Source organism: Saccharothrix texasensis, from assembly GCF_003752005.1.
Taxonomy (GTDB): Bacteria; Actinomycetota; Actinomycetes; order Mycobacteriales; family Pseudonocardiaceae; genus Actinosynnema; species Actinosynnema texasense.
The window spans coordinates 5,041,470-5,062,861 of sequence record NZ_RJKM01000001.1; the positions used below are offsets into that span (position 1 = coordinate 5,041,470).

Here is a 21,392-nt window from a genome sequence, read left to right on the forward strand (position 1 = left end):
ACATGGACCGCAGGCACTTCCTCGCCGCCGGCGCGGGCGCCCTCGCCGTGCCCGCGCTCGGCGCCTTCGACCTCGCCCCCGACCACCCCGACCGGCCGCGCCCGGTCAGGACCGGGGCCGAGCAGCTGGCCGAGGACGGCTGGCGGCGGTTCGCCGGCAGCCGGCTCGGCGTGGTCACCAACCCGACCGGTGTGCTGCGCGACCACACCCACATCGTCGACTCGATGGTGGCCGCCGGGGTGAGGCCGCTGGCCGCGTTCGGCCCGGAGCACGGCTTCCGCGGCACGGCGCAGGCGGGCGGCTCGGAGGGGAACTACCTCGACCCGCGCACCGGCATCCCGGTCTACGACACCTACGGCGCGAGCACCGCCAAGATCGCCGAGATGATCACCAAGGCGGGTGTCGACACGCTCGTGTTCGACATCGCCGACATCGGCGCGCGCTTCTACACCTACATCTGGACGATGTACGCGGTCATGCAGGCCGCCGCCGCGACCGGCGTGCGGTTCGTCGTGCTCGACCGGCCCAACCCGGTCGGCGGCACGGCCCGCGGCCCGCAGCTCGACCCGGCCTACGCGACGTTCGTCGGCCGCAAGCCGATCGCCCAGCAGCACGGCATGACGATCGGCGAGCTGGCGCGGCTGTTCGACGGCGAGTTCCTGCCCACCGACGGCGGCCGGGTGTCGAGCCTCGAAGTGGTCGACGTGAAGGGCTGGAAGCGGGACGACCTGCACTCCGGCGTGCCGTGGGTGCCGCCGAGCCCGAACGTCCCCACGCACGACACCGCCCTGGTCTACCCCGGCACGTGCCTGTTCGAGGGGCTCGTGTTCTCCGAGGGCCGCGGCACCACCCGCCCGTTCGAGACCATCGGCGCGCCGGGCCTGGACTGGCGGTGGGCCGAGGACCTCAACGCGCTGGGGCTGCCGGGCGTCCGGTTCCGCGAGACCTACTTCACGCCCACGTTCAACAAGTTCGCCAACAAGCTGTGCGGCGGTGTCGCCCTGCACCTCACCGACCCGCACGGCTTCGACGCGCCCCGCACGGCCGTCGCCATGATCGTCACGGCGAGGTCCCGCTACCCCGAGGTCTTCGCGTGGCGGCCGGACCTCTACATCGACAAGCTCAGCGGCTCGGACCGGCTGCGCCGCATGGTCGACGCGGGCGCCGGCACCGACGAGGTCGTCGGCGCCTGGGCCGACGAGCTGGCCGCGTTCGACGCCACCCGCCGGCCGTACCTGCGCTACCGGTAGAGGGAGACAGCGATGCGCATCCCTGCCCTGCTGATCGCGACCACCATGACCCTCGGCGTCACCGCGCCGGCGCACGCCGGCGGCCGGGAGGCCCGCTTCGACCAGCCGCACGACGACTGGTCGCACAGCGTGCTGCGAACGGGTACCCCGCGGCACGTGGGACTCGACCCGGCGCCGCTGGACGCCGCACTGGCGCAGATCGAGCGGTACACCGTGCCGGACGCGACCGGCCACCCGCTGTTCGCGGGCGCCGTCACGCTGTTCGCACATGACGGCGTCGTGGTCACCCACGAGCCGACGGGCTGGGCGGTCCGCTACGGCGACGCCGCCGGCACCGAGCTGCCCGAGGACCAGCGCGTGCCGATGGCGCCCGACACGATCTTCGACCTGGCGTCGATCTCCAAGCTGTTCACCTCGGTCGTGGTGATGCGGCAGCACGAGCTGGGCCGGTTCGGGCTGGACGACCCGGTGGCCCGCCACCTGCCGGAGTTCGGCGTCAACGGCAAGGAGTCCATCACCGTCCGGCAGCTGCTCACCCACACCTCGGGCCTGGTGGCGTGGCTGCCGCTGTGGTCGCAGTACCCGGACGTCCCGTCGCGGCTCAAGGCCGTGATGGACACGACGCCGAGCAGCCCGCCCGGCACGAAGTACCTGTACTCGGACCTGAACCTGATCACGCTCGGCGTGCTGGTCCAGAAGTGGTCGGGCAAGACCCTCGACCAGCTCGTCCGCGAGGACATCACGCAACCGCTGGGCCTGGTGGACACCGGCTACAACCCGCCGGCGGCCAAGCTCGACCGGATCGCGGCCACCGAGTACCAGGCGGGCCGGGGCATCATCCGCGGCACCGTGCACGACGAGAACGCCTGGTCGCTGGGCGGCGTCGCGGGCCACGCCGGCGTGTTCTCCACCGCGCGGGAGCTGGCCGTGCTCGGCCAGGCGATCCTCAACGGCGGCGCGTACGCGGGCGCCCGGATCCTGCGCGAGGACACCGTCGAGCTGATGCTCACCGACTTCAACCAGGCGTTCCCGGGCAACTCGCACGGCCTCGGCTTCGAGCTGGACCAGCGCTGGTACATGGGCGCGCTGACGTCGCCGAGGGCCGCCGGGCACACCGGCTACACGGGCACCACGCTGGTGCTGGACCCGTTGTCGAGGTCGATCGCGATCCTGCTGACCAACCGCGTGCACCCGAGCCGGAACTGGGGCTCGATCAACCCGGCGCGGCGCGTGGCGGCCGACGGCCTGGCGAAGGCCCTGGCGGTGCGCCCGCGGCACGGCACGGCGTGGACGCCGGAAACGGCCGGTGGCACGTTGACCACGCGTGAGCTCCCGCAGCGCGCCGAGCGGCAGAGGCTGTCGTTCTGGGCCTTCGTCGACCTCGACCCGGGCGACCGGGTCGTGGTCGAGGCGACCGGCGACGGGTCCACCTGGCGCGAGGTCCGGGTGTTGGCCGGTTACGGGGAGCGGCGTTGGACGAAGGTCGAGGTCGACACGGAGTCGGCGACGAAGTTCCGCTGGCGGTACGTGCGCGGCACGGGCTACGGCGGGCGCGGCGTGTACGTGGACGCCGTCCGCGTGACCGACGAGCGGGGCGTGGCGCTGGACGCGGAGCGCGAACCAGCGGGAACGCACCCCGAAGGGTGGCGGGCCGCGGACCGTTAGTGACATTCGGTCCGGCCGATCCCGCCAAGCGGTGCGATTGGGTCACGGTTGGGGTGAGTTACCCCGACCCCGCGTTGACCATGAGTTGAGCGGTTAGTAAGTTTCCCACGTGTCCACCGAAAGTTCCGCCGACTCCAGTCCCCTGGTCAAGATCCGTTCGCTCCTGCCCGGTCTGGCCCGGGCCGAGCAACGGGTCGCCAAGGTCGTGCTGGACAACCCGGCGACCGTCGCCCACCGCAGCATCACCGAGGTCGCCGAGGCCGCGGGCACCAGCGAGACGACGGTGACCCGGTTCTGCAAGGCGATCGGCGTCGGCGGGTACCCGGAGCTGCGCATAGCGCTGGCCGCCGACACGGCCCGCACGTCCATGCGCCCCGACCGGGACCTCGGCGGCGACATCGGCCCCGGCGACGACCTGCGCCAGGTCGTGGGCAAGGTGGCGTTCGCGGACGCCCGCGCGGTCGAGGAGACCGCCGAGCAGCTGAACGTGGAGACGCTCGAAGCGGTGGTCGAGGCGGTCGCGGGCGCAGGCCGGGTCGACGTCTACGGGTTCGGGGCCAGCGCGTTCGTCGCGTTCGACCTCCAGCAGAAGCTCCACCGGATCGGGCGGACCTGCTTCGCCTGGAACGACACGCACATCGCGCTCACGTCGGCCGCCGTGCTCACCGAGGCGGACGTGGCGGTCGGGATATCGCACACCGGCTCCACGTCCGAGACCGTCGAGGCGCTGCGGGTCGCCAAGGACCACGGCGCGACCACGGTGGCGCTGACGAACTTCCCGCGCTCGCCGATCAGCGAGGTCGCCGACCACGTGCTGACCACGGCGGCGCGCGAGACCACGTTCCGCTCGGGCGCCATGGCCAGCCGGATCGCCCAGCTCACCGTGATCGACTGCCTGTTCATCGGGGTCGCGCAACAGCACGTGGACAGCGCCAAGACCGCGCTCGAGGCGACCTACGACGCGGTGTCGGGGCACCGCCTCGGCGCCCGGCCGGACGGCAGGCGACGTCGGGAGTCCGGTAAATGACCCCGCCGCCGGACGGTGTCGCGGTCCGCGTGGACTCACCCACCGAGGCCAGGAACCCGCGGACGCAGGACATCGACCGGCTCTCCACGCTGGACGTGCTCCGCCTGATCAACACCGAGGACCACCTGGTCCCCGACGCGGTGGCCGCCGTGCTGCCCGAGCTGGCGCGCGCGGCGGACCTGGCCGTGAGCGCCCTGCGCGGCGGTGGCCGCGTGCACTACGTCGGCGCGGGCACCTCGGGCCGGCTGGCCACGCTCGACGCCGCCGAGCTGGTGCCCACCTTCAACGCGCCCCCGGACTGGTTCCTCGCCCACCACGCGGGAGGCCGGGACGCCCTGGTCAACGCCGTGGAGAACGTCGAGGACCAGGGTTCCGACGGCGCCGCCGAGATCCGCAAGCACGCGGCGGCGGGCGACCTGGTCGTCGGCGTCACGGCGTCCGGCCGCACGCCGTTCGTCATGGCGGCGCTGGAAGAGGCGCGCTCGCTCGGCGCGCACACCGTGCTGGTGTCCAACAACCCGACCGCGCCCGCGCCGGTCGAGGTGGACGTGCTGATCGCGGTCGACACCGGGCCGGAGGCCATCGCCGGGTCCACCAGGATGAAGGCGGGCACGTCGCAGAAGCTGGTGCTGACGTCGTTCTCGACCGCCGTGATGGTCCGGCTCGGCCGCACCTACTCGAACCTGATGGTGTCGATGCGCGCGACCAACGCCAAGCTGCGCGGCCGCACGGTGCGCATCCTGCGCGAGGCGACGGGCCTGGGCGAGCAGGAGTGCACGACGGCGCTGGCCGACTCGGGCGGCGACCTGAAGGTGGCGCTGGTGCACCTGCTGTCCGGGGCGCCCGCGGCGCTGGCCGCCGAGGCGTTGGAACGCACCCAGGGGCACGTCCGGTCGGCGCTCAGCCAGCTAGCACCGGGCGCCACGGGATAGGCGTCGACAGCACCATCGCGCTGGACGTCTCGCCGTAGCCGCCCAGCCGCACCAGCAACCGCTCCAGCTCGCTGATCGACGTGGTCACCACCTTCACCACCGAGCAGATGTCGCCGGTCAGCCGCACCACCTCCACCACCTCGGGGCAGTCGTCGAGCAGCTCCGGGTGCACCGTGATGCACCGGGGCCCGTAGCACTTCATCCGCACCAGGGCCACCACCGACCGCCCCACCGCCGTCGGGTCCACGGTCGCGCGGTAACCCGTGATGACGCCCGCGTTCTCCAGCCGCCGCACGCGTTGCGCGACCGTCGGCGGCGACACGTGCACGCGCCGTGCCAGCTCGTTGTACGAGAGCCGCGCGTCCTCCTGCAAGGCCTCCAGCAGGGCCCAGTCCACGCCGTCCAGTTCGATGCTCACGACTGCAAAGCTACTCCGCTAATGTTCTTTCCATTCGTGAGAACTTTCGGCCGAATCCCGTCCGTCGCCTATTCAACTACCCCGAAAGCCCGGTCATGATGGAAGGCATGACTTGCCCCGTCTCACCCAAGCTCGACTTCGGCGGCACGACGCCCTACGAGGACTACGTGCACGCCTCCGTGCTGCACTCGCTGCAACAGCAGTGGTCCAAGGACCCGCGTGAGATGTCGTTCCTGGTGATCACGCAGGTCATGGAGCTGTACTTCGGCCTGCTGTGCTTCGAGTGGCGGCAGGCCAAGTCCGAACTGCGCGCCGACGACCTGCGTGCGGCGGTCCGCACCCTGCGCCGCAGCGACCTGCACATGCAGGCGCTCAACGCGGCGTGGCGGCCGATCGCCCGGATGACGCCCGCCGAGTTCAACTCCTTCCGCGACGCCCTCGGCGAGGGCTCCGGCTTCCAGTCGGGCCGGTACCGCGAGGTCGAGTTCCTGCTCGGCGAGAAGTCGCGGTCGATGCTCGTGCCGCACCGGGCCGTGCCGCAGCAGCACGACGCGCTCGAACAGCTGCTGAACGAGCCGAGCCTGTACGACGACGTGCTCGCCGCCCTCCAGCGCCAAGGCCTGCCGATCCCGTCGGCCGTGCTGGAGCGGGACGTCAGCCAACCGTACGAACCGAACGCCGAGGTGGAGGCCGTGTGGGCCGACATCTACCGCGGCGGGTCGCGTGACCTGCTCGAACTGGGCGAGGCGTTGACCGACATCGCGGAGGAGTTCGCCCGCTGGCGGTACGACCACCTGCTCGCCACCCGTCGTTCGATGGGCGCGAAAACCGGAACCGGCGGCTCCGCGGGGGTTGCGTGGTTGGAGAAGCGCACGCAACGCTCCGTCTTCCCCGAACTGTGGACGGCCAGGAGCTACGTATGAACGACCGGTTGGCGCACATCCGCGACCTGTTCGACCTCGACGACGACGTCGTGTACCTGGACGGGAACTCCCTGGGCGCGCCGCCGAAGGCCGTCGCCGAACGCGTGCAGCAGGTCGTGCGCGAGCAGTGGGGTCGACGGCTGATCCGCAGCTGGTCCGAAGGCTGGTGGGAGGCGCCGGAACGGGTCGGCAACCGCGTCGGCCGGCTGATCGGGGCCAAGCCGGGACAGGTCGTGGTCGCGGACTCGACCAGCGTGAACCTGTTCAAGGCGCTGATGGCGGCGGTGCGCAACACCGACCGCATGGAGATCGTGGTGGACCAGGGGACGTTCCCGACCGACGGGTACATCGCCCGTTCGGTGGCGGAGCTGACCGGCTTGGCGCTGCGGCCCGCGCCGCCGGAGGCGCTGGACCTGCGGGACACCACGGCGGTCGTGCTGCTCAACCACGTCGACTTCCGCACCGGTCGGCTGCTGGACATGGCGAAGCTGACCGCGCAGGCCCACGAGGTGGGCGCGAAGGTCGTGTGGGACCTGTGCCACAGCGCGGGCGTGCTGCCGATCGAGCTGGACGACATCGGCGTCGACCTCGCCGTGGGGTGCACGTACAAGTTCCTCAACGGCGGGCCGGGCTCGCCCGCGTTCCTGTACGTGCCGAAGCACGCCCAGTCGACGTTCGACCAGCCGTTGACGGGGTGGACGGGGCACGAGGTGCCGTTCGCGATGTCGCCGGAGTACACGCCGGACCCGGGTGTGTCCCGGGCGCGCGTCGGCACGCCGGACATCATCTCCATGCTCGCCCTGGACGCCGCGCTGGACGTCTGGGACCACGTGGACCTGGCTGACGTGCGGGCCAAGGGCCTGGCCCTGACCGCGCACTTCCGGTCGTTGGTCGAGGACCTGCCGGGCGTCGAGGTGATCACCCCGGCGGACGAGTGGCGCGGCCACCAGATCACCCTGCGCCACCCCGAGGCCGAGCGGATCATGGGCGAGCTGGTCGAGCGCCAGGTCATCGGCGACCACCGCTCGCCGGACCTGCTGCGCTTCGGCTTCGCCCCGCTCTACAACACCTTCGCCGAAGCCGACCGCGCCGCCGCCACCCTGAAAGAACTCCTCTGACCCGCGAGAGTCCTACGTTCACCGCGCGAGAGTCCTACGTTCACGCACCCCGAGTTCAACACTGAGCGTTGAATTCAGGGCTCGTGAACGTAGGACTCTCGCGGCGTGGACGTTGGACTCTCGCGGGTGGTCAGGGGGTGGCGGTGTCGGCGATGCCGCGGGCTTCGCGGGCGCCGGCCTGGAGGGCCTCGCAGTAGAAGAGGAGCCAGCGGGCGACGCCCTCGGGGTCGCCGGTGGAGAAGCCGTGCAGGGCGGCGGCGTAGTCGTTCTGCCGACGCAGGCACAGCACCTCGGGCACGCCGAGCGACTTCGGGTCCAGGCCCGTCGCGATGGACGCCAGCCGGGACGCCGCCCGCGCGACCACGCCGTTGGCCGTGTCGAACGGCGCCAGCGACATCAGCTCCGCGTGCACCACGGCGACCAGCAGCGGACCGGGGGCGGACGTGCCGCCGGTGACGAGCTGCGACACCAGGCCGAGGCGTTCGGAGACCCCCGGCGCCGACCGGGGACGCCCCAGCTCGCCTCCGAGGTCCGCGCCCGCCAGCACGTGCAGCCGCGCCAGCGCCTGCAACGGCGCCCGCTGCCACGTCGGGAACACCACGCCCAGCGACTCGGCCACCCGCAACGCGCCCGCCAGCACGGGGTCGGTCACGGTCCCGTCCGCCGGGATGGCGGTCGGCCCGCCGTCCAGCGCCGCCGACGCGCGGGCGGCGCGCACGGACGCCTCGGCCGCGGTGGTCGCCCAGCCACGCAGGTTCACCCGGTGCCGGTGCACCTGGAACACGGCGTCACGGGCCGCGGCGACGGCGTCGGCCACCCCGGGCAGGTCCAGCAGCGGAGCAAGCGGATCGGTCACGCCGCAGCACACTACCCGCCGGTAAGTGGATATCTGAAATGGATCGAAAATGGCTCTGCAAGATAGCCACTGATCGATTTATCGTCGAAGCATGAACTGGTACGACCGCCCCGTCCTGACCGGCGACCACGTCCGCCTCGAACCCCTCACCCCCGACCACGCCGAAGGCCTGCACGAGGCGGGCAAGGACCCGGACGTCTGGACGTGGCTCAGCACCACCCAGCCCGCCGCGGTCGAGGACACCCGCGCCTACGTCGAGCGCAGCCTCGCCGACCCCACCCGGCTGGCCTGGGCGCAGATCGACCCGCGGACGAACGAGGTCGCCGGCACGACGTCGTACTACGAGATCGACCCGGTCAACCGCGGCCTCTACATCGGCCACACCTGGATCGGCACCCGCTGGCAGCGCACCGCCCTCAACACCAACGCCAAGTTCCTGCTCCTGCGCCGCGCCTTCGAGGACCTGGGCGCGCTCCGCGTCGGCTGGCACACCGACCTGCGCAACGAGCGCTCGCAGCGGGCCATCGAACGCCTCGGCGCGACCCGCGAGGGCGTGCTGCGCGTGCACCGCATCAGGCCGGACGGCACGCTGCGCGACACGGTGGTGTACTCGATGACCTCGAACGAGTGGCCGGCGTTGAAGGCCAAGCTCACGACGTGACGCGAGTCACGACAGGTGCCACTGGTCGCAACCTAGGTGTCGTTCGGCGGAATCGCGGTGGTCACGGGCCGTGCCACGGGTTACACAGTTACCCACGCGTTTCGAACCCGGCCGAAATTGGTCTGAACCTTTTGGTGCGCAGTGAGCTGAATCGCACTACCGTCAGTGCGCACCCCCACGGATTTCAGGAGGTCCGCCCGCCATGACAGAGCCGCAAGTCGCCCTGGACAACCTGTCGACGGAGACCAGGACGTTCCCGCCCGGCGAGGAGTTCGCCGCCCAGGCGAACGCCACCGCCGCCCTGTACGAGGAGGCGGACGCCGACCGGGAGGCGTTCTGGGCGGCTCAGGCCGAGCGGCTGTCCTGGGACACGAAGTGGGACCGGGTCCTCGACTGGTCCGACGCCCCGTTCGCGAAGTGGTTCGTCGGCGGCAAGCTCAACGTCGCCTACAACTGCGTCGACCGGCACGTCGAGTCCGGCCACGGCGACCAGGTCGCCATCCACTGGGAGGGCGAGCCCGGCGACAGCCGCGCCATCACCTACGCCGACCTGCAGCGGGAGGTCTCCAAGGCGGCCAACGCGCTCATCGAGCTGGGTGTCGGCGCGGAGGACCGGGTCGCCATCTACATGCCGATGGTCCCCGAGGCCATCTTCGCCATGCTCGCCTGCGCGCGGCTCGGCGCGATGCACAGCGTGGTGTTCGGCGGCTTCTCCGCCGAGGCGCTGCGCACCCGCATCGAGGACTCGCGGGCCAAGCTGGTGATCACCACCGACGGCCAGTACCGGCGCGGCAACCCGGCGGCGCTCAAGCCCGCCGTGGACGAGGCCGTGGCCAAGGCCGCGAGCGTCGAGCACGTGCTGGTGGTCAAGCGCACGGACACCGAGGTCGACTGGACCGAGGGCCGCGACGTGTGGTGGCACGACGTGGTCGACCGCCAGTCCGACCAGCACACGCCGGAGGCGTTCGACTCCGAGCACCCGCTGTTCATCCTCTACACGTCGGGCACCACGGGCCGCCCCAAGGGCATCCTGCACACCTCCGGCGGCTACCTGACCCAGGCGTCGTACACGCACTACAACGTGTTCGACCTCAAGCCGGACACCGACGTCTACTGGTGCACCGCCGACATCGGCTGGGTCACCGGGCACAGCTACATCGTGTACGGCCCGCTGTCCAACCGCGTCACGCAGGTCGTCTACGAGGGCACGCCCAACACCCCGCACGAGGGCCGCCACTGGGAGATCGTGCAGAAGTACGGCGTGTCGATCTACTACACCGCGCCGACGCTGATCCGCACGTTCATGAAGTGGGGCGCGGACATCCCCGCGAAGTACGACCTGTCCAGCCTCCGCGTCCTGGGCAGCGTGGGCGAGCCGATCAACCCCGAGGCGTGGATCTGGTACCGGGAGACCATCGGCGCGGGTCAGACGCCCGTGGTGGACACCTGGTGGCAGACCGAGACCGGCGGGATCATGATCTCGCCGCTGCCGGGCGCGACGTCCGCCAAGCCGGGTTCGGCGCAGCGCCCGCTGCCCGGCATCGGCGCGAAGGTCGTCGACGACCAGGGCAACGAGGTGCCGCACGGCGGCGGCGGCTACCTGGTGCTCGACCAGCCGTGGCCGGGGATGCTGCGCGGCATCTGGGGCGACGAGGAGCGCTACCGCGACACGTACTGGTCGCGGTTCGCCGAGCAGGGCTACTACTTCGCCGGCGACGGCGCGAAGTACGACGCCGACGGCGACATCTGGCTGCTGGGCCGGGTGGACGACGTGATGAACGTGTCCGGGCACCGCATCTCCACCACCGAGGTCGAGTCCGCGCTGGTGTCGCACCCGACGGTGGCCGAGGCGGCGGTGGTCGGCGCGACCGACCCGACCACGGGCCAGGGCATCGTGGCGTTCGTGATCCTGCGCGGCGGCGTGGCCGAGGGCTCCGACGGCGCCGAGGCGATCAAGGCGCTGCGCGACCACGTGGCGAAGGAGATCGGCCCGATCGCGAAGCCGCGGCAGATCATGGTCGTGCCGGAGCTGCCGAAGACCCGCTCGGGCAAGATCATGCGCCGCCTGCTGCGCGACGTGGCGGAGAACCGGCAGGTGGGCGACGTGACCACGTTGGCGGACTCGTCGGTGATGGACCTGATCTCCAGCGGGTTGAAGTCGGGCGACGCCCGAGAGGAATGAGCACCGAGGACTGAGAGCACCGGGTCGGCAGGGGTCCGCCGTTCGTCGGCGGGCCCCTGCCTGGGTTAGGGTCGTTCCCGGTGAGCCGGGAAGCCTGGTCGGCACGAGGATGAGCCGTTGCCGAACCACCGGAGTCGATCTTGAACCGCATTCGCCCCGCCGCCGCCGAGTTCGCGCGTTACCTGCGCACCGAGACGGTCGGCGGCATGATCCTCCTGGCCGCCACCGCCGTGGCGTTGATCTGGGCGAACTCGCCGATCTCCGGCGCCTACACCGCGGTGCGCGACTTCCACCTCGGCCCCGGGTCGCTGCACCTGAGCCTGAGCGTCGGCGACTGGGCCAAGGACGGCCTGCTCGCGATCTTCTTCTTCGTCGCCGGGCTGGAGCTCAAGCGCGAGCTGGTGATCGGCGAGCTGAACGACGTCAAGTCGGCGATCCTGCCGGTGGTCGCCGCGATCGGCGGCATGGTGGTGCCCGCGGTGATCGCGCTGGGCGTCGGCTGGGGCGAGCCGGGCGTCGAGCGGGCGTGGGCCATCCCGGTGGCCACGGACATCGCGTTCGCGCTCGGCGTGCTGGCGATCACCGCGTCGGGGCTGCCGAACGGTCTGCGGCTGTTCCTGCTCAGCCTGGCCGTGGTGGACGACCTCGGCGCGATCTTCCTGATCGCGGTGCTGTTCACCGAGTCGTTCAACCTGGTCGCGGCGGTGGTCGCGGTGGCCTTGCTGGCGCTGTACGCGTTCCTGCAGCACAAGCGCGTGACGACGCCGTGGCTGTACGTCCCGATCGCGGTGGGCACGTGGGTCGCGGTGCACGCGATGGGCGTGCACGCCACCATCGCGGGCGTCGCCCTGGCCTTGTTGACCCGCGTGCGCAAGGACCGCTACGAGCACGAAGCGCCGGCGTTGCGGCTGGAGCACCGGTTGCAGCCGTGGTCGGCGGCCGTGGCGGTGCCCGTGTTCGCGCTGTTCGCGGCGGGCGTGCCGGTGAGCGGCGAGGCGTTGGGCTCGTTGTTCGCCGACCGGTTGGCGTTGGGCGTGATGCTCGGCCTGGTGGTGGGCAAGGTGGTCGGCATCGTCGGCGCGTCCGCGCTGGCGGTGCTGGTCAAGGCCGCCAAGTGGCCCAGCGGCGCGGGACCGAGGGACATCGTCGCGGTGGCCATGCTCGGCGGGGTCGGGTTCACCGTGAGCCTGCTGATCGCGGACCTCTCGCTGGAGGGCGCGGCCGCCGAGCGGGCCAAGGCGGCGGTGCTGCTGGCCTCGATGACGGCGTCGTCGCTCGCCGCGGTCCTGCTGGTCCGGCGCAGTCGGGCGCACCGGCGCGCCGACGACGAGGAGGAGTAAACCGCAGCCGTTGGGCCGGTCGAGCGGCCCCGGTCCGTCGTGCATGGCACGATGAGCCGGTGACCAGCGCTCGGGAGAACACCAACGGCAGCGGACTGCCACCTGTTCCGTCGATCCCGTTGACCGCGGAGAGCGCGGTGAAGATCGCGGAGGAAACGTCCATCGGCGGGCTGGTGCGCGACGCGACGGCCCACCTGTCCACGTTGGTCAGGGCCGAGGTCGAGCTCGCCAAGTCGGAGGTCGCCGGCGAGATCAAGAAGGGCGTCAAGGGCAGCGTCTACTTCATCGTCGCGCTGACCGTGCTGCTGTTCAGCTCGTTCTTCTTTTTCTTCTTCGGCGCGGAACTGCTCGACGTGTGGCTGCCCCGCTGGTCGGCGTTCCTCATCGTCTTCGGGTTGATGCTCGTCACGGCGGTGCTGTTCGCGCTGCTGGGCTACCGGAAGGTGAAGAAGCTGCGCGCGCCGCAGCGGACCATCAACTCGGCCAAGGACACCGTCGCGGCACTCCGGCACCGCGGCGAGGGCAACTGAGCCGCGCCGTGCGGCTGCCTCCGGACCCGTCGACGGCTCGGGTGCCCGGCCCGTGGGCGCACCGCGACGTGTCCGCGAACGGCATCCGCCTGCACGTCGCCGAGCTGGGCGAGGGCCCTCTCGTGCTGCTGCTGCACGGCTTCCCCGAGTTCTGGTGGACGTGGCGGCACCAGCTCGTCTCGATCGCCGAGGCGGGCTACCGCGCGGTGGCCGTCGACCTGCGCGGCTACGGCGACTCCGACAAACCACCGCGCGGCTACGACGGGTTCACGCTCGCCGGCGACGTCGCGGGCCTGGTGAAGGCGCTCGGCGAACCGCGGGCGCACCTCGTCGGCCACGCCTGGGGCGGCATGCTGGCGTGGACGGTCGCCGCCATGCACTCCCGGCTGGTCTACTCGGTGACCGCGGTGTCCGCGCCGCACCCGCTGGCACTGCGCCGCGCGATCCGCCGCCACCCGCGCCGGCAGGGCCGGGCCAGCGCGCACCTGTTCCGCTTCCAGCTCCCCCTCTACCCGGAGCGGTGGCTGACCAAGGACCGCGGCGCGGCCGTGGCCGGGATGCTCGACGCGTGGGGCGGTCCGAAGTGGAGGGTGTCGCCCGAGTTCGACGAGGTGGCGCGCCGCAACCGCGAGGCGGTGCTGGTGCCGGGCGTCGCCCACAGCTCCATGGAGTACCACCGCTGGGCCGTGCGGTCCCAGCTGCGAAGCGACGGCCGCCGCTTCGCCGAGGCGGTGGACCGCAGGCTGGACGTCCCCGTGTTGCAGCTCCACGGCGCCCTCGACCCGGTGATGCTGGAGCAGACCGCGGCCGACTCGGCGCTGTGGACGGGCGCCCGCTCCGCCTACCGCGTGCTGCCCGAGGTGGGCCACTTCCCGCACCAGGAGGCGCCGGGCACGACGAGCCGGCACATCACCGACTTCCTGGCCAAGGTCTAGCCGCGGCGACCGGCCCGGAGGCCCGGCGGCGGTGACCGGTCAGGACGCGCAGGTCTGGGTGGACGCCCGGCGCACCATCGTCGGCGCCTTCGCCACTTCCTCCGCGACCTCGTCCGCCGTCAGCACGAACCCGGTCTCCTGGTCGTCCACGGCCGCGCCGAACACCACGCCCATCACGCGCCCCTGCGGGTCGACCAGCGGCCCGCCGGAGTTGCCGCTGCGCACCTTCGCCCGCACCGTGTACACGTCCCGCGTCACGGTCTGCGCGTCGTAGATGTCGGGCCCGCGCAGCATCTTGATCCGCTCCCGCACCCGCGCCTCGGACGCCGTGTACGGCCCGTCCAGCGGGTAGCCGAGCACGATGCCGTCCTCGCCCGGCGCGATCTCGTCGGTGCGGAACGGCAGCGGCGCCGCCTCCAGGTCCGGCACGGCCAGGATCGCGATGTCGGTCTGCGCGTCGTAGTGCACGACGGTGGCGTCGAACTGGCCGATGCCGACCTCCACGGTCACGTCCGTCGTGCCCGCGACCACGTGGGCGTTCGTCATGACCCGCTCCGGCGAGATGACGAACCCCGTGCCCTCCAACGCCCGCGAGCACGACGGCGCGCGCCCGCGCACCTTGAGCACGCTGGGCCTCAGGGCTTCCACGACCGGGTTGCCGCTCAACGCCGGGTCCGGCGGACCCACCTCCCGCAGCGGCGTCCGGTCGAACGGGTCCATCGCGGCCGGGAAGCCGGACACGTCGAACAGGTTCTGCAGGTCGTCGGCCAACGTCCGCGCGGCCTGCGGCATGGTGTCGTCGACCGTGGACAGGATCACCGACTGGTTGAGCGACTTCGCCAGCGACGGCAGGCCCGCGACCATGGTCAGCGGCAGCGCGATCATCCACGCCACCACGAACACCACCGCGCCCTGCACGATCGCGCCCAGCGCGTTGTCCACGCCGCGCAACGGGGTGGCGTTGACCTTGGACTTGATGCTGCGCCCGATGTAGACGCCCAGCGTCTCGCCCAGCGCCACCAGCAGCACCACGATGCCGACCGCGAACACGACCTTGGTCACCACGTTGTCGAACTGGGAGACGACCAGCGGCGCGAGCTGCGTGCCCAGCACCAGGCCGACGAGCACCCCGACGAACGCGGGCAGCGCCACGACCATGCCCTGCCGCGCGCCGGAGACCGCGGCGAAGGCGGCCAACGCCAGCACGAGCAGGTCGACCCAGTTCACGAAACCTCCACCGCTCGCAGGGCCAGGTCGAGGTCGCGCACGTCCGCGCGGTCCCACGACCGCTCCCACCCGCCCAGCGAGAGCAGGCCGTCGAGCAGGCCGGCGGTGAAGCCCCACACCAGCATGCCGGGCGCGGAGAACGCCGGACCGATGTACCCGGACGGGTGGCTGACCCGGAACCGGTTCGCCGGGTCGGCCAGGTGCGAGACGGGGACCCGCGCGACGGCGGCGGTCTCGCCCGGGTCGACGGGCGCGACCGGCGACGGCTCGTCCCAGTGCGCCAGGACCGGCGTGACGACGAACCCGGACACCGGCACGTACAGCCGCGGCAGCGTGGCCACCGGCCGCACGCCCTCGCGCAGCACACCGGTCTCCTCGAACGCCTCGCGCAACGCCGTGTCCACCGGGCCGTCGTCGGTGGGGTCGGCCGCGCCGCCGGGGAACGCGACCTGGCCGGGGTGCGAGCCGAGCGTGTCGGCCCGCCGCAGCAGCAGCACGTCGGGGCCGTTCGGACCGTCGCCGAACAGCATCAGCACCGCGGCGGGGCGTCCGGTGCCGTCGGGCGGCGGCGTGATCCGGGTGAACGCCCGGGCGTCGATCTCGGCGGTGGCCTTGACCAGCCCGCCCATCCACTCGGGCACGTCGTCCGGATCGACCAGGGCCGTCATCCGACCACCTCGCGCACCTGCTGGACCGACGTGAAGACGGTGGGATCGGTCACCTGGGTCAGCGAGCCGTCCTCGCCGACGACGTAGCTCGTCGGCAACGTCCGGGGCACGCGGGCGGCCTTGCGCACCCCGTCGGCCGGGTCGGCCGCGGACGGCAGGCGCACGCCGAGTTTCGCCAGCAGCTCCAGACCGTCAGCCTCCTTGCTCTCCACCAGGACCGCGACCACCGGCACCGCGCCGGGCTCCCGCGCGTAGGCGTCGAGGACCTTGAGCTCCTCGTGACAGGGAACGCACCAGGTGGCCCAGAAGTTCACCACAGCCCGACCCGTGACGGTGGACGCCACGTCGACGGGCTGCCCGTCGCCGAGGCACGTCACCACCACACCGCGCAGCGCCTGCGGTCCTCGGGCGTCCGCCGCACCTCGCGGGCACGGCGGGAGCGCGGCCCGCGCGCGCGCCGCGGCCAGGTCGGTCGTCGGCTCGGTCCGGGTCGGGATCGCGCCCTGCTCGGGCGAGTCGGGTGAGCGGGGCCACAGCGCGACGGCGCCCGCCACCGCCAGCACCAGGACGACGACGGTCCACCGCGCGGCCGTGCTCACGCCAGCTTCTCCCCCGCGCGCACGCGTTCGGCGAGGTCGATCAGGTGCGGCGCTTCCTCACCCTTGACCAGCTTCTGCGCCTTGACCGGGTCGACCTGGCCGATGCCGTAGGACGGGCACTGCGGCGCCAGCAGGCACGCGCCGCACGCGGGCGTGCGGGCGTGGCAGACGCGGCGGCCGTGGAAGATCGTGCGGTGCGAGAGCAAGGTCCACTCCTTGCGCTCGACCAGCGCGCCGATCGCGTGCTCGACCTTGACCGGGTCCTCCTCCTCGGTCCAGCCCCAGCGGCGGACGAGCCGGCCGAAGTGGGTGTCGACGGTGATCCCCGGCACACCGAAAGCGTCGCCCAGCACCACGTTCGCGGTCTTGCGGCCCACCCCGGGCAACGTCACCAGGTCCGTCAACCGGCCGGGCACCTCGCCGCCGAACCGCTCGACCAACGCGGAACCGAGGCCGATCAGGGACGTCGCCTTGTTGCGGTAGAACCCGGTCGACTTGATCAGCTCTTCGAGCTCGGCGCGGTCGGCGGAGGCGTAGTCGGCGGCCGTGCGGTAGCGCTTGAACAACGCGGGCGTGACGAGGTTCACGCGCACGTCCGTCGTCTGCGCCGAGAGCACGACGGCCACCAGCAGTTCCAGCGGCTCGGTGAAGTCCAGCTCGCAGTGCGCGTCGGGGTAGCCCCGGCCGAGGACCCGCACCATGCGGCGCGCCCGGCGGACCAGCCCCAGCCGCGTCTCCGGCTGCTTCACCGCGCTCTTCGCCATGCGCACGAGATTACTGGCCACCGCCGTGCGCACGGCGGCTCGGTCGTGCGCGAAGTCCCGTGCGGTCCCGCGGGGTCCGGCGCCGTCTCGCGCGCTTCGCCGGAAGTCCCACCCTCGCGGGGGATACGGGTCGACGGGCGGCCGTCGGTTTGAGCCACGACGATCGTGGGCAGGCAACCACCGGCCGACCGCACGCGTCCTTGGAACGGTCGAACGACCTCGAACCGACACGCCGGAGTGACCCCCCTTGACCGCGCGCCGAACCGGATGCGCAAGGATCGGAGCCATCATGACTGCCTGGTTCGTCATCGCCGTTCCGATCGTGATCATGTTCTTCGCGCTCTTCATGGAGCGCGTTGAAGCTCGTCTCCGGCACGTCGCCGTGCAGGAGGACGAGGTCGAGGAGTTCCTGGAGTCGGCGCGCCCCGACGAGGTCAGGGCGCTCTACGGGCACGGCATCGGCCGCGCGCTGGAACTGTTCCGGCTGCGCAGGCTGGGCGGTCGTGCCAGGAACCTGCGCCAGCGGCGCACCCGCCGCTAAGCGGGGAAGGACCGGCGAGGCCCACGGGGTCAAACCCCCGAGGGCCTTGTCGGGCTGTCCGGGCTGAGGTCGGCGGCGCGCCGAAAGGCGATCCCGACCACAGCCCTTAGACTGCACTCAGTGATCGGCGGCAGGCGCTGATCCGCCAGAAGGCGGAACGCGCTCAACCATGCCGCCGCGTCTCGACAGGAGGGACGAGGTGGACGAGACCCTGGCCCGCGCGGGCATTTTCCAGGGGGTTGAACAGGCCGCAGCGGAGGCGCTGGCGCAGACGCTGGAGTCTGTTGAATTCCCGCGTGGCCACGTGATCTTCGCGGAAGGCGAGCCGGGCGACCGGCTCTACATCATCCAGTCCGGCAAGGTGAAGATCGGCCGCAAGTCGCCGGACGGCCGGGAGAACCTCTTGGGGATCTTCGGACCGTCGGACATGTTCGGCGAGCTGTCGATCTTCGACCCCGGTCCGCGCACGTCCACCGCGACCACGGTGACCGAAGTGCGCGCGGTCAGCATGGACCGCCCAGCGCTGCGGCAGTGGATCACCAACCGGCCGGAGATCGCCGAGCAGCTGCTGAGGGCCTTGGCCCGCAGGCTGCGCCGGACGAACTCCATGCTGGCCGACCTGATCTTCACCGACGTGCCCGGCCGGGTCGCCAAGGCGTTGCTGCAGCTCGCGCAGCGCTTCGGCAGCCAGGAGGCCGGTCTGCTGCGGGTCACCCACGACCTGACGCAGGAGGAGATCGCCCAGTTCGTCGGCGCTTCGCGCGAGACGGTGAACAAGGCCCTGGCCGACTTCGCCCACCGCGGTTGGCTGCGACTGGAGGGCAAGAGCGTGCTGATCCTGGACCCGGAGCGCCTGGCCCGCCGCGCCCGCTGACAGCACCGCCGGAGAGAACAACAAGACCGGGCGCCGCCCCCGACGCGGCGCACCGGTCTTGTTGCCGCACGGCCCATCCCCCGACAGACCGCGCCTTCCACACCTCCGGCACCCGCAGGCCCCGACCCTCGTGGCACCGGAAGGAGGCTTGGTTACCCGCTGCTACCGCGCTCGAAACGGCCGGCGGTGACCGGCGGCGACGTGGCGGTGGCTTCTTCCACGATCGCACGCCACCTCCCCCGCAACTCAAGCCCGTTCACCCTCAAGGACCCTCTGTTCAGCGGTTTCTCCAGGTGGTTTCACCCGGTCATCCCAGTGTTGTAATCGAACTGCAACCCACTGCCGGCCGATGGGCGGTCCAAGACCGTTTTCCGGCCCGGTGACGGATCACACCGCGCAGTGACTGGTACGCGCGTACCAGTGCGAGGCATACTGGTACGCATGTCCCACTCTGCCCGCCTCTCCGACTACCGCACCGCCCTCACCACCCCCGGCATGCGCGGCCCCGTGGTCGCGTCCCTGCTCGCCCGCCTGCCGATCGCGATGGTCGGGTTGTCGCTGCTGCTCTACGTGCAGCGCGAGACCGGCTCGTTCGCCGCGGCGGGTCTGGTGTCGGCGTCGTCGTTGGTGGGTGTCGCGGTCGGGTCGATCGTGCAGGGCAGGCTGATGGACCGGCACGGGCCGACCCGCCCGCTGCTCGGCGCGGTGGCGCTGTTCGCGGGTTTCGTGGCGTTGGCGATCGGCGCGGTCGAGGCCGGCGCCGCGCTGGCCGTGCTGGTGCCGGTGGCGTTCCTGGTCGGGATCACCGAGCCGATGGTCGGCTCCGCGTCCCGGGCCCTGTGGTCGCAGGTGCTGCCCGCCGGGCCGGCGCGGCTGGCCGGGTACGCCTACGAGGCGATCAGCATGGAGGTCTTCTTCATCCTCGGCCCCGGCCTGGCCGGGCTGCTGGTCACGGCGCCGTGGGCGGGGACCGGCGTGGTCATCGGCGCGGTGTCGATGGCGGTCGGCGCGCTGTGGTTCGCGTTGAACCCGACCGTGCGCGGTGTCCGGCCGGAGCCCATGAGGCGGAACCTGCTCGGCGCGCTGGCGTCACCCGGCATGCGCACGGTCGCGTTGGCCGCGTTGGGCTTCGGCGTGACGATCGGGTTCATCGAGGTGGCCGTCCCCGCCGCCGCCGCGCAGGCCGGTCACGTCGGCGTGGGCGGGCTGCTGCTGAGCCTGTGGTCGGTCAGCTCGGTGCTGTTCGGCATCCTGTACTCGATGCGCCCGTTCCCGCGGCCGATGCACCTGCGGCTGCCCGTGCTGCTGGGCGGCTTCGCGGTGCTGTCGCTGCTGCTCGCCGTGCCGACGACGTTGATCGGCCTGGGTGCGGCGCTGTTCGTGGTCGGCACCCTGATCACCCCGCAGGCCACCACCCACTCGGCCGCGATCGAGCAGGTCGCGCCCGCCGGGACGGCCACCGAGGCGTTCGGCTGGGTGGTGACGGCGGTGACGGTCGGGTTGGCGATCGGCCAGTCGGCGAGCGGTCAGCTGGTCGAGTCCCACGGCACCAGCGCGGCCTTCCTCGCCGCCGCCGGCTCCGGCCTGGTGATCGCGGTCCTGGTCTGGCTCTTCCGCCGCACGGTCGCCGCCGGCGTCCCCGTGCGCCAGGACGAGCTCGTCCTCGTCTCCCGCTGACCCGGGCTCTCGTCGGCGAGTGGCCACCGACCGGGAATTGTCGGTGGTCGGGTCTACCTTCACCGGCATGGACCTGACCGCCACCACCGCCGACCTCGCCGCCGCCGCCGCCGACGTCGCCCGCCTCCTGCCGACCAGGGTGTACGACCCGGTGCTGGCGGGTCTGGTGCTGCGCGCGTCCGCCAGCGGGGTCGAGCTGGCGGGCAGCGACCGCGAACACGCCGTGCGCCTGACCCGTGCGGCGACCGTGCACACCGACGGCGCCGTGGTGGTCCCCGCCCGTCCCCTGGCCGACACCCTCCGCGGCCTGGAAGACCCCCAGGTCAGGCTGGTCGTCGAAGGGTCCCGCCTGGCCATCCGCACGTCGACCGCCCGTTTCGCCCTGCCCCTGCTGGACCTCGCCTCCCACCCCGGCATCCCCCCGCTGCCCCCGGCCGTGGGCGCGCTCCCCTCCCGGACCCTGACCGCCGCCCTGACCCCGGTGTCGTCGGCCGCGTCGAAGGACGACGCGCTGCCGATGTTCACGGGCGTGCGGATGCACAGCGCGCCGGGCGGCCGGCTGGAGCTGATCGCCACCGACCGCTACCGCATGGCGTTCGCTTCACTGCCGTGGTCGCCGACGGGTGAGCTGGACGTCCTGGCGCCGGCGGTGGTGCTGGCCGAGGCGTCCAGGCAACCGGACCGCGAGGCGGAGGTGACGGTGCACGCCGACGCCGACCGCATCGCCCTGTCCTGGCCGGGCGGGAGCGTGAGCACGGCGCTGTTGGCGGCGCCCTTCCCCGACGATCGAGTGCGGAAGCTGCTGGAGGCGGTCATCGACAGCATGGTGGTGGTGGAGGCCGACGTGCTGGCCGGCGCGGTGCGACGCGCGGTCCCGTACGCCGGTCCGCACGGATCGGTCACCATCCAGGTGGACGACGGCGAGCTGCGGGTGCGCGGCAGCGATCCCCAGAGCGGCGAGTCCGAGGAGTCGGTCAAGGCCACCATCGACGGCAACCGCGTGACCAAGACCTTCCAGGCCAAGTACCTGTCCGACGCCCTGCGCGCCTTCAGCGGCCGCCGGGTCGAACTCCGGATCCAGGACGGCCTGCGCTCCACCGTTCTGACGAGCCAGGCAGGTCCGGACGGAGTAGAACTGACCTACCTGGTAGTCCCCCTCCGAACCGTCTCCTAGTCACCGACCACCGAGCACCGGCCGCCGACAC

Annotated in this window: 21 protein-coding genes; 15 read left to right on the forward strand and 6 right to left on the reverse strand. The window is 72.0% G+C overall.

What is annotated here, in order from left to right:
• The first annotated feature begins 2 nt into the window (after positions 1–2).
• The 4 genes from EDD40_RS21705 (at position 3) to murQ (ending at position 4,874) form a co-directional block, all read left to right on the forward strand.
• On the forward strand, positions 3–1,250 hold the full coding sequence (locus tag EDD40_RS21705; protein ID WP_123748191.1) for an exo-beta-N-acetylmuramidase NamZ family protein: 1,248 nt from the start codon (positions 3–5) through the stop codon (positions 1,248–1,250).
• 12 nt (positions 1,251–1,262) lie between these two features.
• Entirely contained in the window at positions 1,263–2,915 is a 1,653-nt protein-coding gene (locus EDD40_RS21710; protein ID WP_123744563.1) for a serine hydrolase domain-containing protein, read from the forward strand.
• A 109-nt stretch (positions 2,916–3,024) separates the two neighbouring features.
• Complete coding sequence (locus tag EDD40_RS21715) at positions 3,025–3,942, forward strand: MurR/RpiR family transcriptional regulator (protein WP_123744564.1); 918 nt, start codon at positions 3,025–3,027, stop codon at positions 3,940–3,942.
• Positions 3,939–4,874 carry an N-acetylmuramic acid 6-phosphate etherase gene (gene murQ, locus EDD40_RS21720; protein WP_123744565.1) on the forward strand — a complete coding sequence of 312 codons (936 nt, stop codon included), beginning with the start codon at positions 3,939–3,941 and terminating at the stop codon, positions 4,872–4,874. Before EDD40_RS21715 ends, murQ begins: the two co-directional genes overlap by 4 nt.
• Here murQ and EDD40_RS21725 read toward each other — a convergent pair.
• Positions 4,843–5,292: an Lrp/AsnC family transcriptional regulator gene (locus EDD40_RS21725; protein ID WP_201438208.1), complete on the reverse strand. Its 450-nt coding sequence runs from the start codon at positions 5,290–5,292 to the stop codon at positions 4,843–4,845. The two genes, murQ and EDD40_RS21725, sit on opposite strands and share 32 nt — an antisense overlap.
• A gap of 107 nt (positions 5,293–5,399) precedes the next feature.
• On the opposite strand from EDD40_RS21725, the gene EDD40_RS21730 reads away from it, so the two are divergent.
• Both EDD40_RS21730 and kynU read left to right on the forward strand, forming a co-directional pair.
• A complete protein-coding gene (locus EDD40_RS21730) occupies positions 5,400–6,215 on the forward strand; it encodes a tryptophan 2,3-dioxygenase (protein ID WP_123744566.1) in 816 nt (271 codons plus the stop codon).
• A complete protein-coding gene (kynU, locus tag EDD40_RS21735; protein ID WP_123744567.1) occupies positions 6,212–7,333 on the forward strand; it encodes a kynureninase in 1,122 nt (373 codons plus the stop codon). Before EDD40_RS21730 ends, kynU begins: the two co-directional genes overlap by 4 nt.
• Before the next feature lie 130 nt (positions 7,334–7,463).
• Here the strand turns inward: kynU and EDD40_RS21740 are convergent, their stop codons facing one another.
• Positions 7,464–8,189: a Fic family protein gene (locus EDD40_RS21740; protein ID WP_123748192.1), complete on the reverse strand. Its 726-nt coding sequence runs from the start codon at positions 8,187–8,189 to the stop codon at positions 7,464–7,466.
• Positions 8,190–8,280: 91 nt separating this feature from the next.
• Here EDD40_RS21740 and EDD40_RS21745 point away from each other — a divergent pair, with 91 nt between their 5' ends.
• The 5 genes from EDD40_RS21745 to EDD40_RS21765 all read left to right on the forward strand — a co-directional run bounded on the left by EDD40_RS21745 (position 8,281) and on the right by EDD40_RS21765 (position 13,837).
• On the forward strand, positions 8,281–8,850 hold the full coding sequence (locus EDD40_RS21745) for a GNAT family N-acetyltransferase (protein WP_123744568.1): 570 nt from the start codon (positions 8,281–8,283) through the stop codon (positions 8,848–8,850).
• Between the two features lie 202 nt (positions 8,851–9,052).
• Positions 9,053–11,032 (forward strand): acetate--CoA ligase, encoded by a 1,980-nt coding sequence (gene acs / locus EDD40_RS21750; protein WP_123744569.1) that lies wholly within the window; start codon positions 9,053–9,055, stop codon positions 11,030–11,032.
• Positions 11,033–11,172: 140 nt separating this feature from the next.
• Complete coding sequence (gene nhaA, locus EDD40_RS21755) at positions 11,173–12,372, forward strand: Na+/H+ antiporter NhaA (RefSeq protein ID WP_123744570.1); 1,200 nt, start codon at positions 11,173–11,175, stop codon at positions 12,370–12,372.
• Between the two features lie 59 nt (positions 12,373–12,431).
• The gene (locus tag EDD40_RS21760) at positions 12,432–12,902 is read left to right on the forward strand and encodes a phage holin family protein (protein WP_123744571.1); all 471 of its coding nucleotides are present in this window, start codon (positions 12,432–12,434) and stop codon (positions 12,900–12,902) included.
• Positions 12,903–12,910: 8 nt separating this feature from the next.
• On the forward strand, positions 12,911–13,837 hold the full coding sequence (locus tag EDD40_RS21765) for an alpha/beta fold hydrolase (RefSeq protein ID WP_123744572.1): 927 nt from the start codon (positions 12,911–12,913) through the stop codon (positions 13,835–13,837).
• A 39-nt stretch (positions 13,838–13,876) separates the two neighbouring features.
• Here EDD40_RS21765 and EDD40_RS21770 read toward each other — a convergent pair whose 3' ends face one another.
• Genes EDD40_RS21770 through nth form a run of 4 tightly spaced genes read right to left on the reverse strand, consistent with a single transcriptional unit; the run spans position 13,877 to position 17,095 of the window.
• Positions 13,877–15,064 (reverse strand): MarP family serine protease, encoded by a 1,188-nt coding sequence (locus EDD40_RS21770; protein ID WP_123744573.1) that lies wholly within the window; start codon positions 15,062–15,064, stop codon positions 13,877–13,879.
• Positions 15,061–15,732 (reverse strand): NUDIX hydrolase, encoded by a 672-nt coding sequence (locus tag EDD40_RS21775; RefSeq protein ID WP_123744574.1) that lies wholly within the window; start codon positions 15,730–15,732, stop codon positions 15,061–15,063. Before EDD40_RS21775 ends, EDD40_RS21770 begins: the two co-directional genes overlap by 4 nt.
• Positions 15,729–16,331 (reverse strand): TlpA family protein disulfide reductase, encoded by a 603-nt coding sequence (locus tag EDD40_RS21780; RefSeq protein ID WP_123744575.1) that lies wholly within the window; start codon positions 16,329–16,331, stop codon positions 15,729–15,731. Before EDD40_RS21780 ends, EDD40_RS21775 begins: the two co-directional genes overlap by 4 nt.
• On the reverse strand, positions 16,328–17,095 hold the full coding sequence (nth, locus tag EDD40_RS21785) for an endonuclease III (protein ID WP_123744576.1): 768 nt from the start codon (positions 17,093–17,095) through the stop codon (positions 16,328–16,330). The genes EDD40_RS21780 and nth overlap by 4 nt, the downstream gene beginning before the upstream one ends.
• A gap of 289 nt (positions 17,096–17,384) precedes the next feature.
• On the opposite strand from nth, the gene EDD40_RS21790 reads away from it, so the two are divergent.
• The 4 genes from EDD40_RS21790 to dnaN all read left to right on the forward strand — a co-directional run bounded on the left by EDD40_RS21790 (position 17,385) and on the right by dnaN (position 21,361).
• Positions 17,385–17,636 carry a hypothetical protein gene (locus EDD40_RS21790; RefSeq protein WP_015097743.1) on the forward strand — a complete coding sequence of 84 codons (252 nt, stop codon included), beginning with the start codon at positions 17,385–17,387 and terminating at the stop codon, positions 17,634–17,636.
• Between the two features lie 199 nt (positions 17,637–17,835).
• Positions 17,836–18,510, forward strand: a complete 675-nt coding sequence (locus EDD40_RS21795; protein ID WP_033441932.1) for a Crp/Fnr family transcriptional regulator — start codon at positions 17,836–17,838, stop codon at positions 18,508–18,510.
• A gap of 441 nt (positions 18,511–18,951) precedes the next feature.
• The gene (locus EDD40_RS21800; RefSeq protein WP_123744577.1) at positions 18,952–20,187 is read left to right on the forward strand and encodes an MFS transporter; all 1,236 of its coding nucleotides are present in this window, start codon (positions 18,952–18,954) and stop codon (positions 20,185–20,187) included.
• A 67-nt stretch (positions 20,188–20,254) separates the two neighbouring features.
• Entirely contained in the window at positions 20,255–21,361 is a 1,107-nt protein-coding gene (dnaN, locus tag EDD40_RS21805; protein ID WP_123748193.1) for a DNA polymerase III subunit beta, read from the forward strand.
• Positions 21,362–21,392 lie beyond the last annotated feature (31 nt).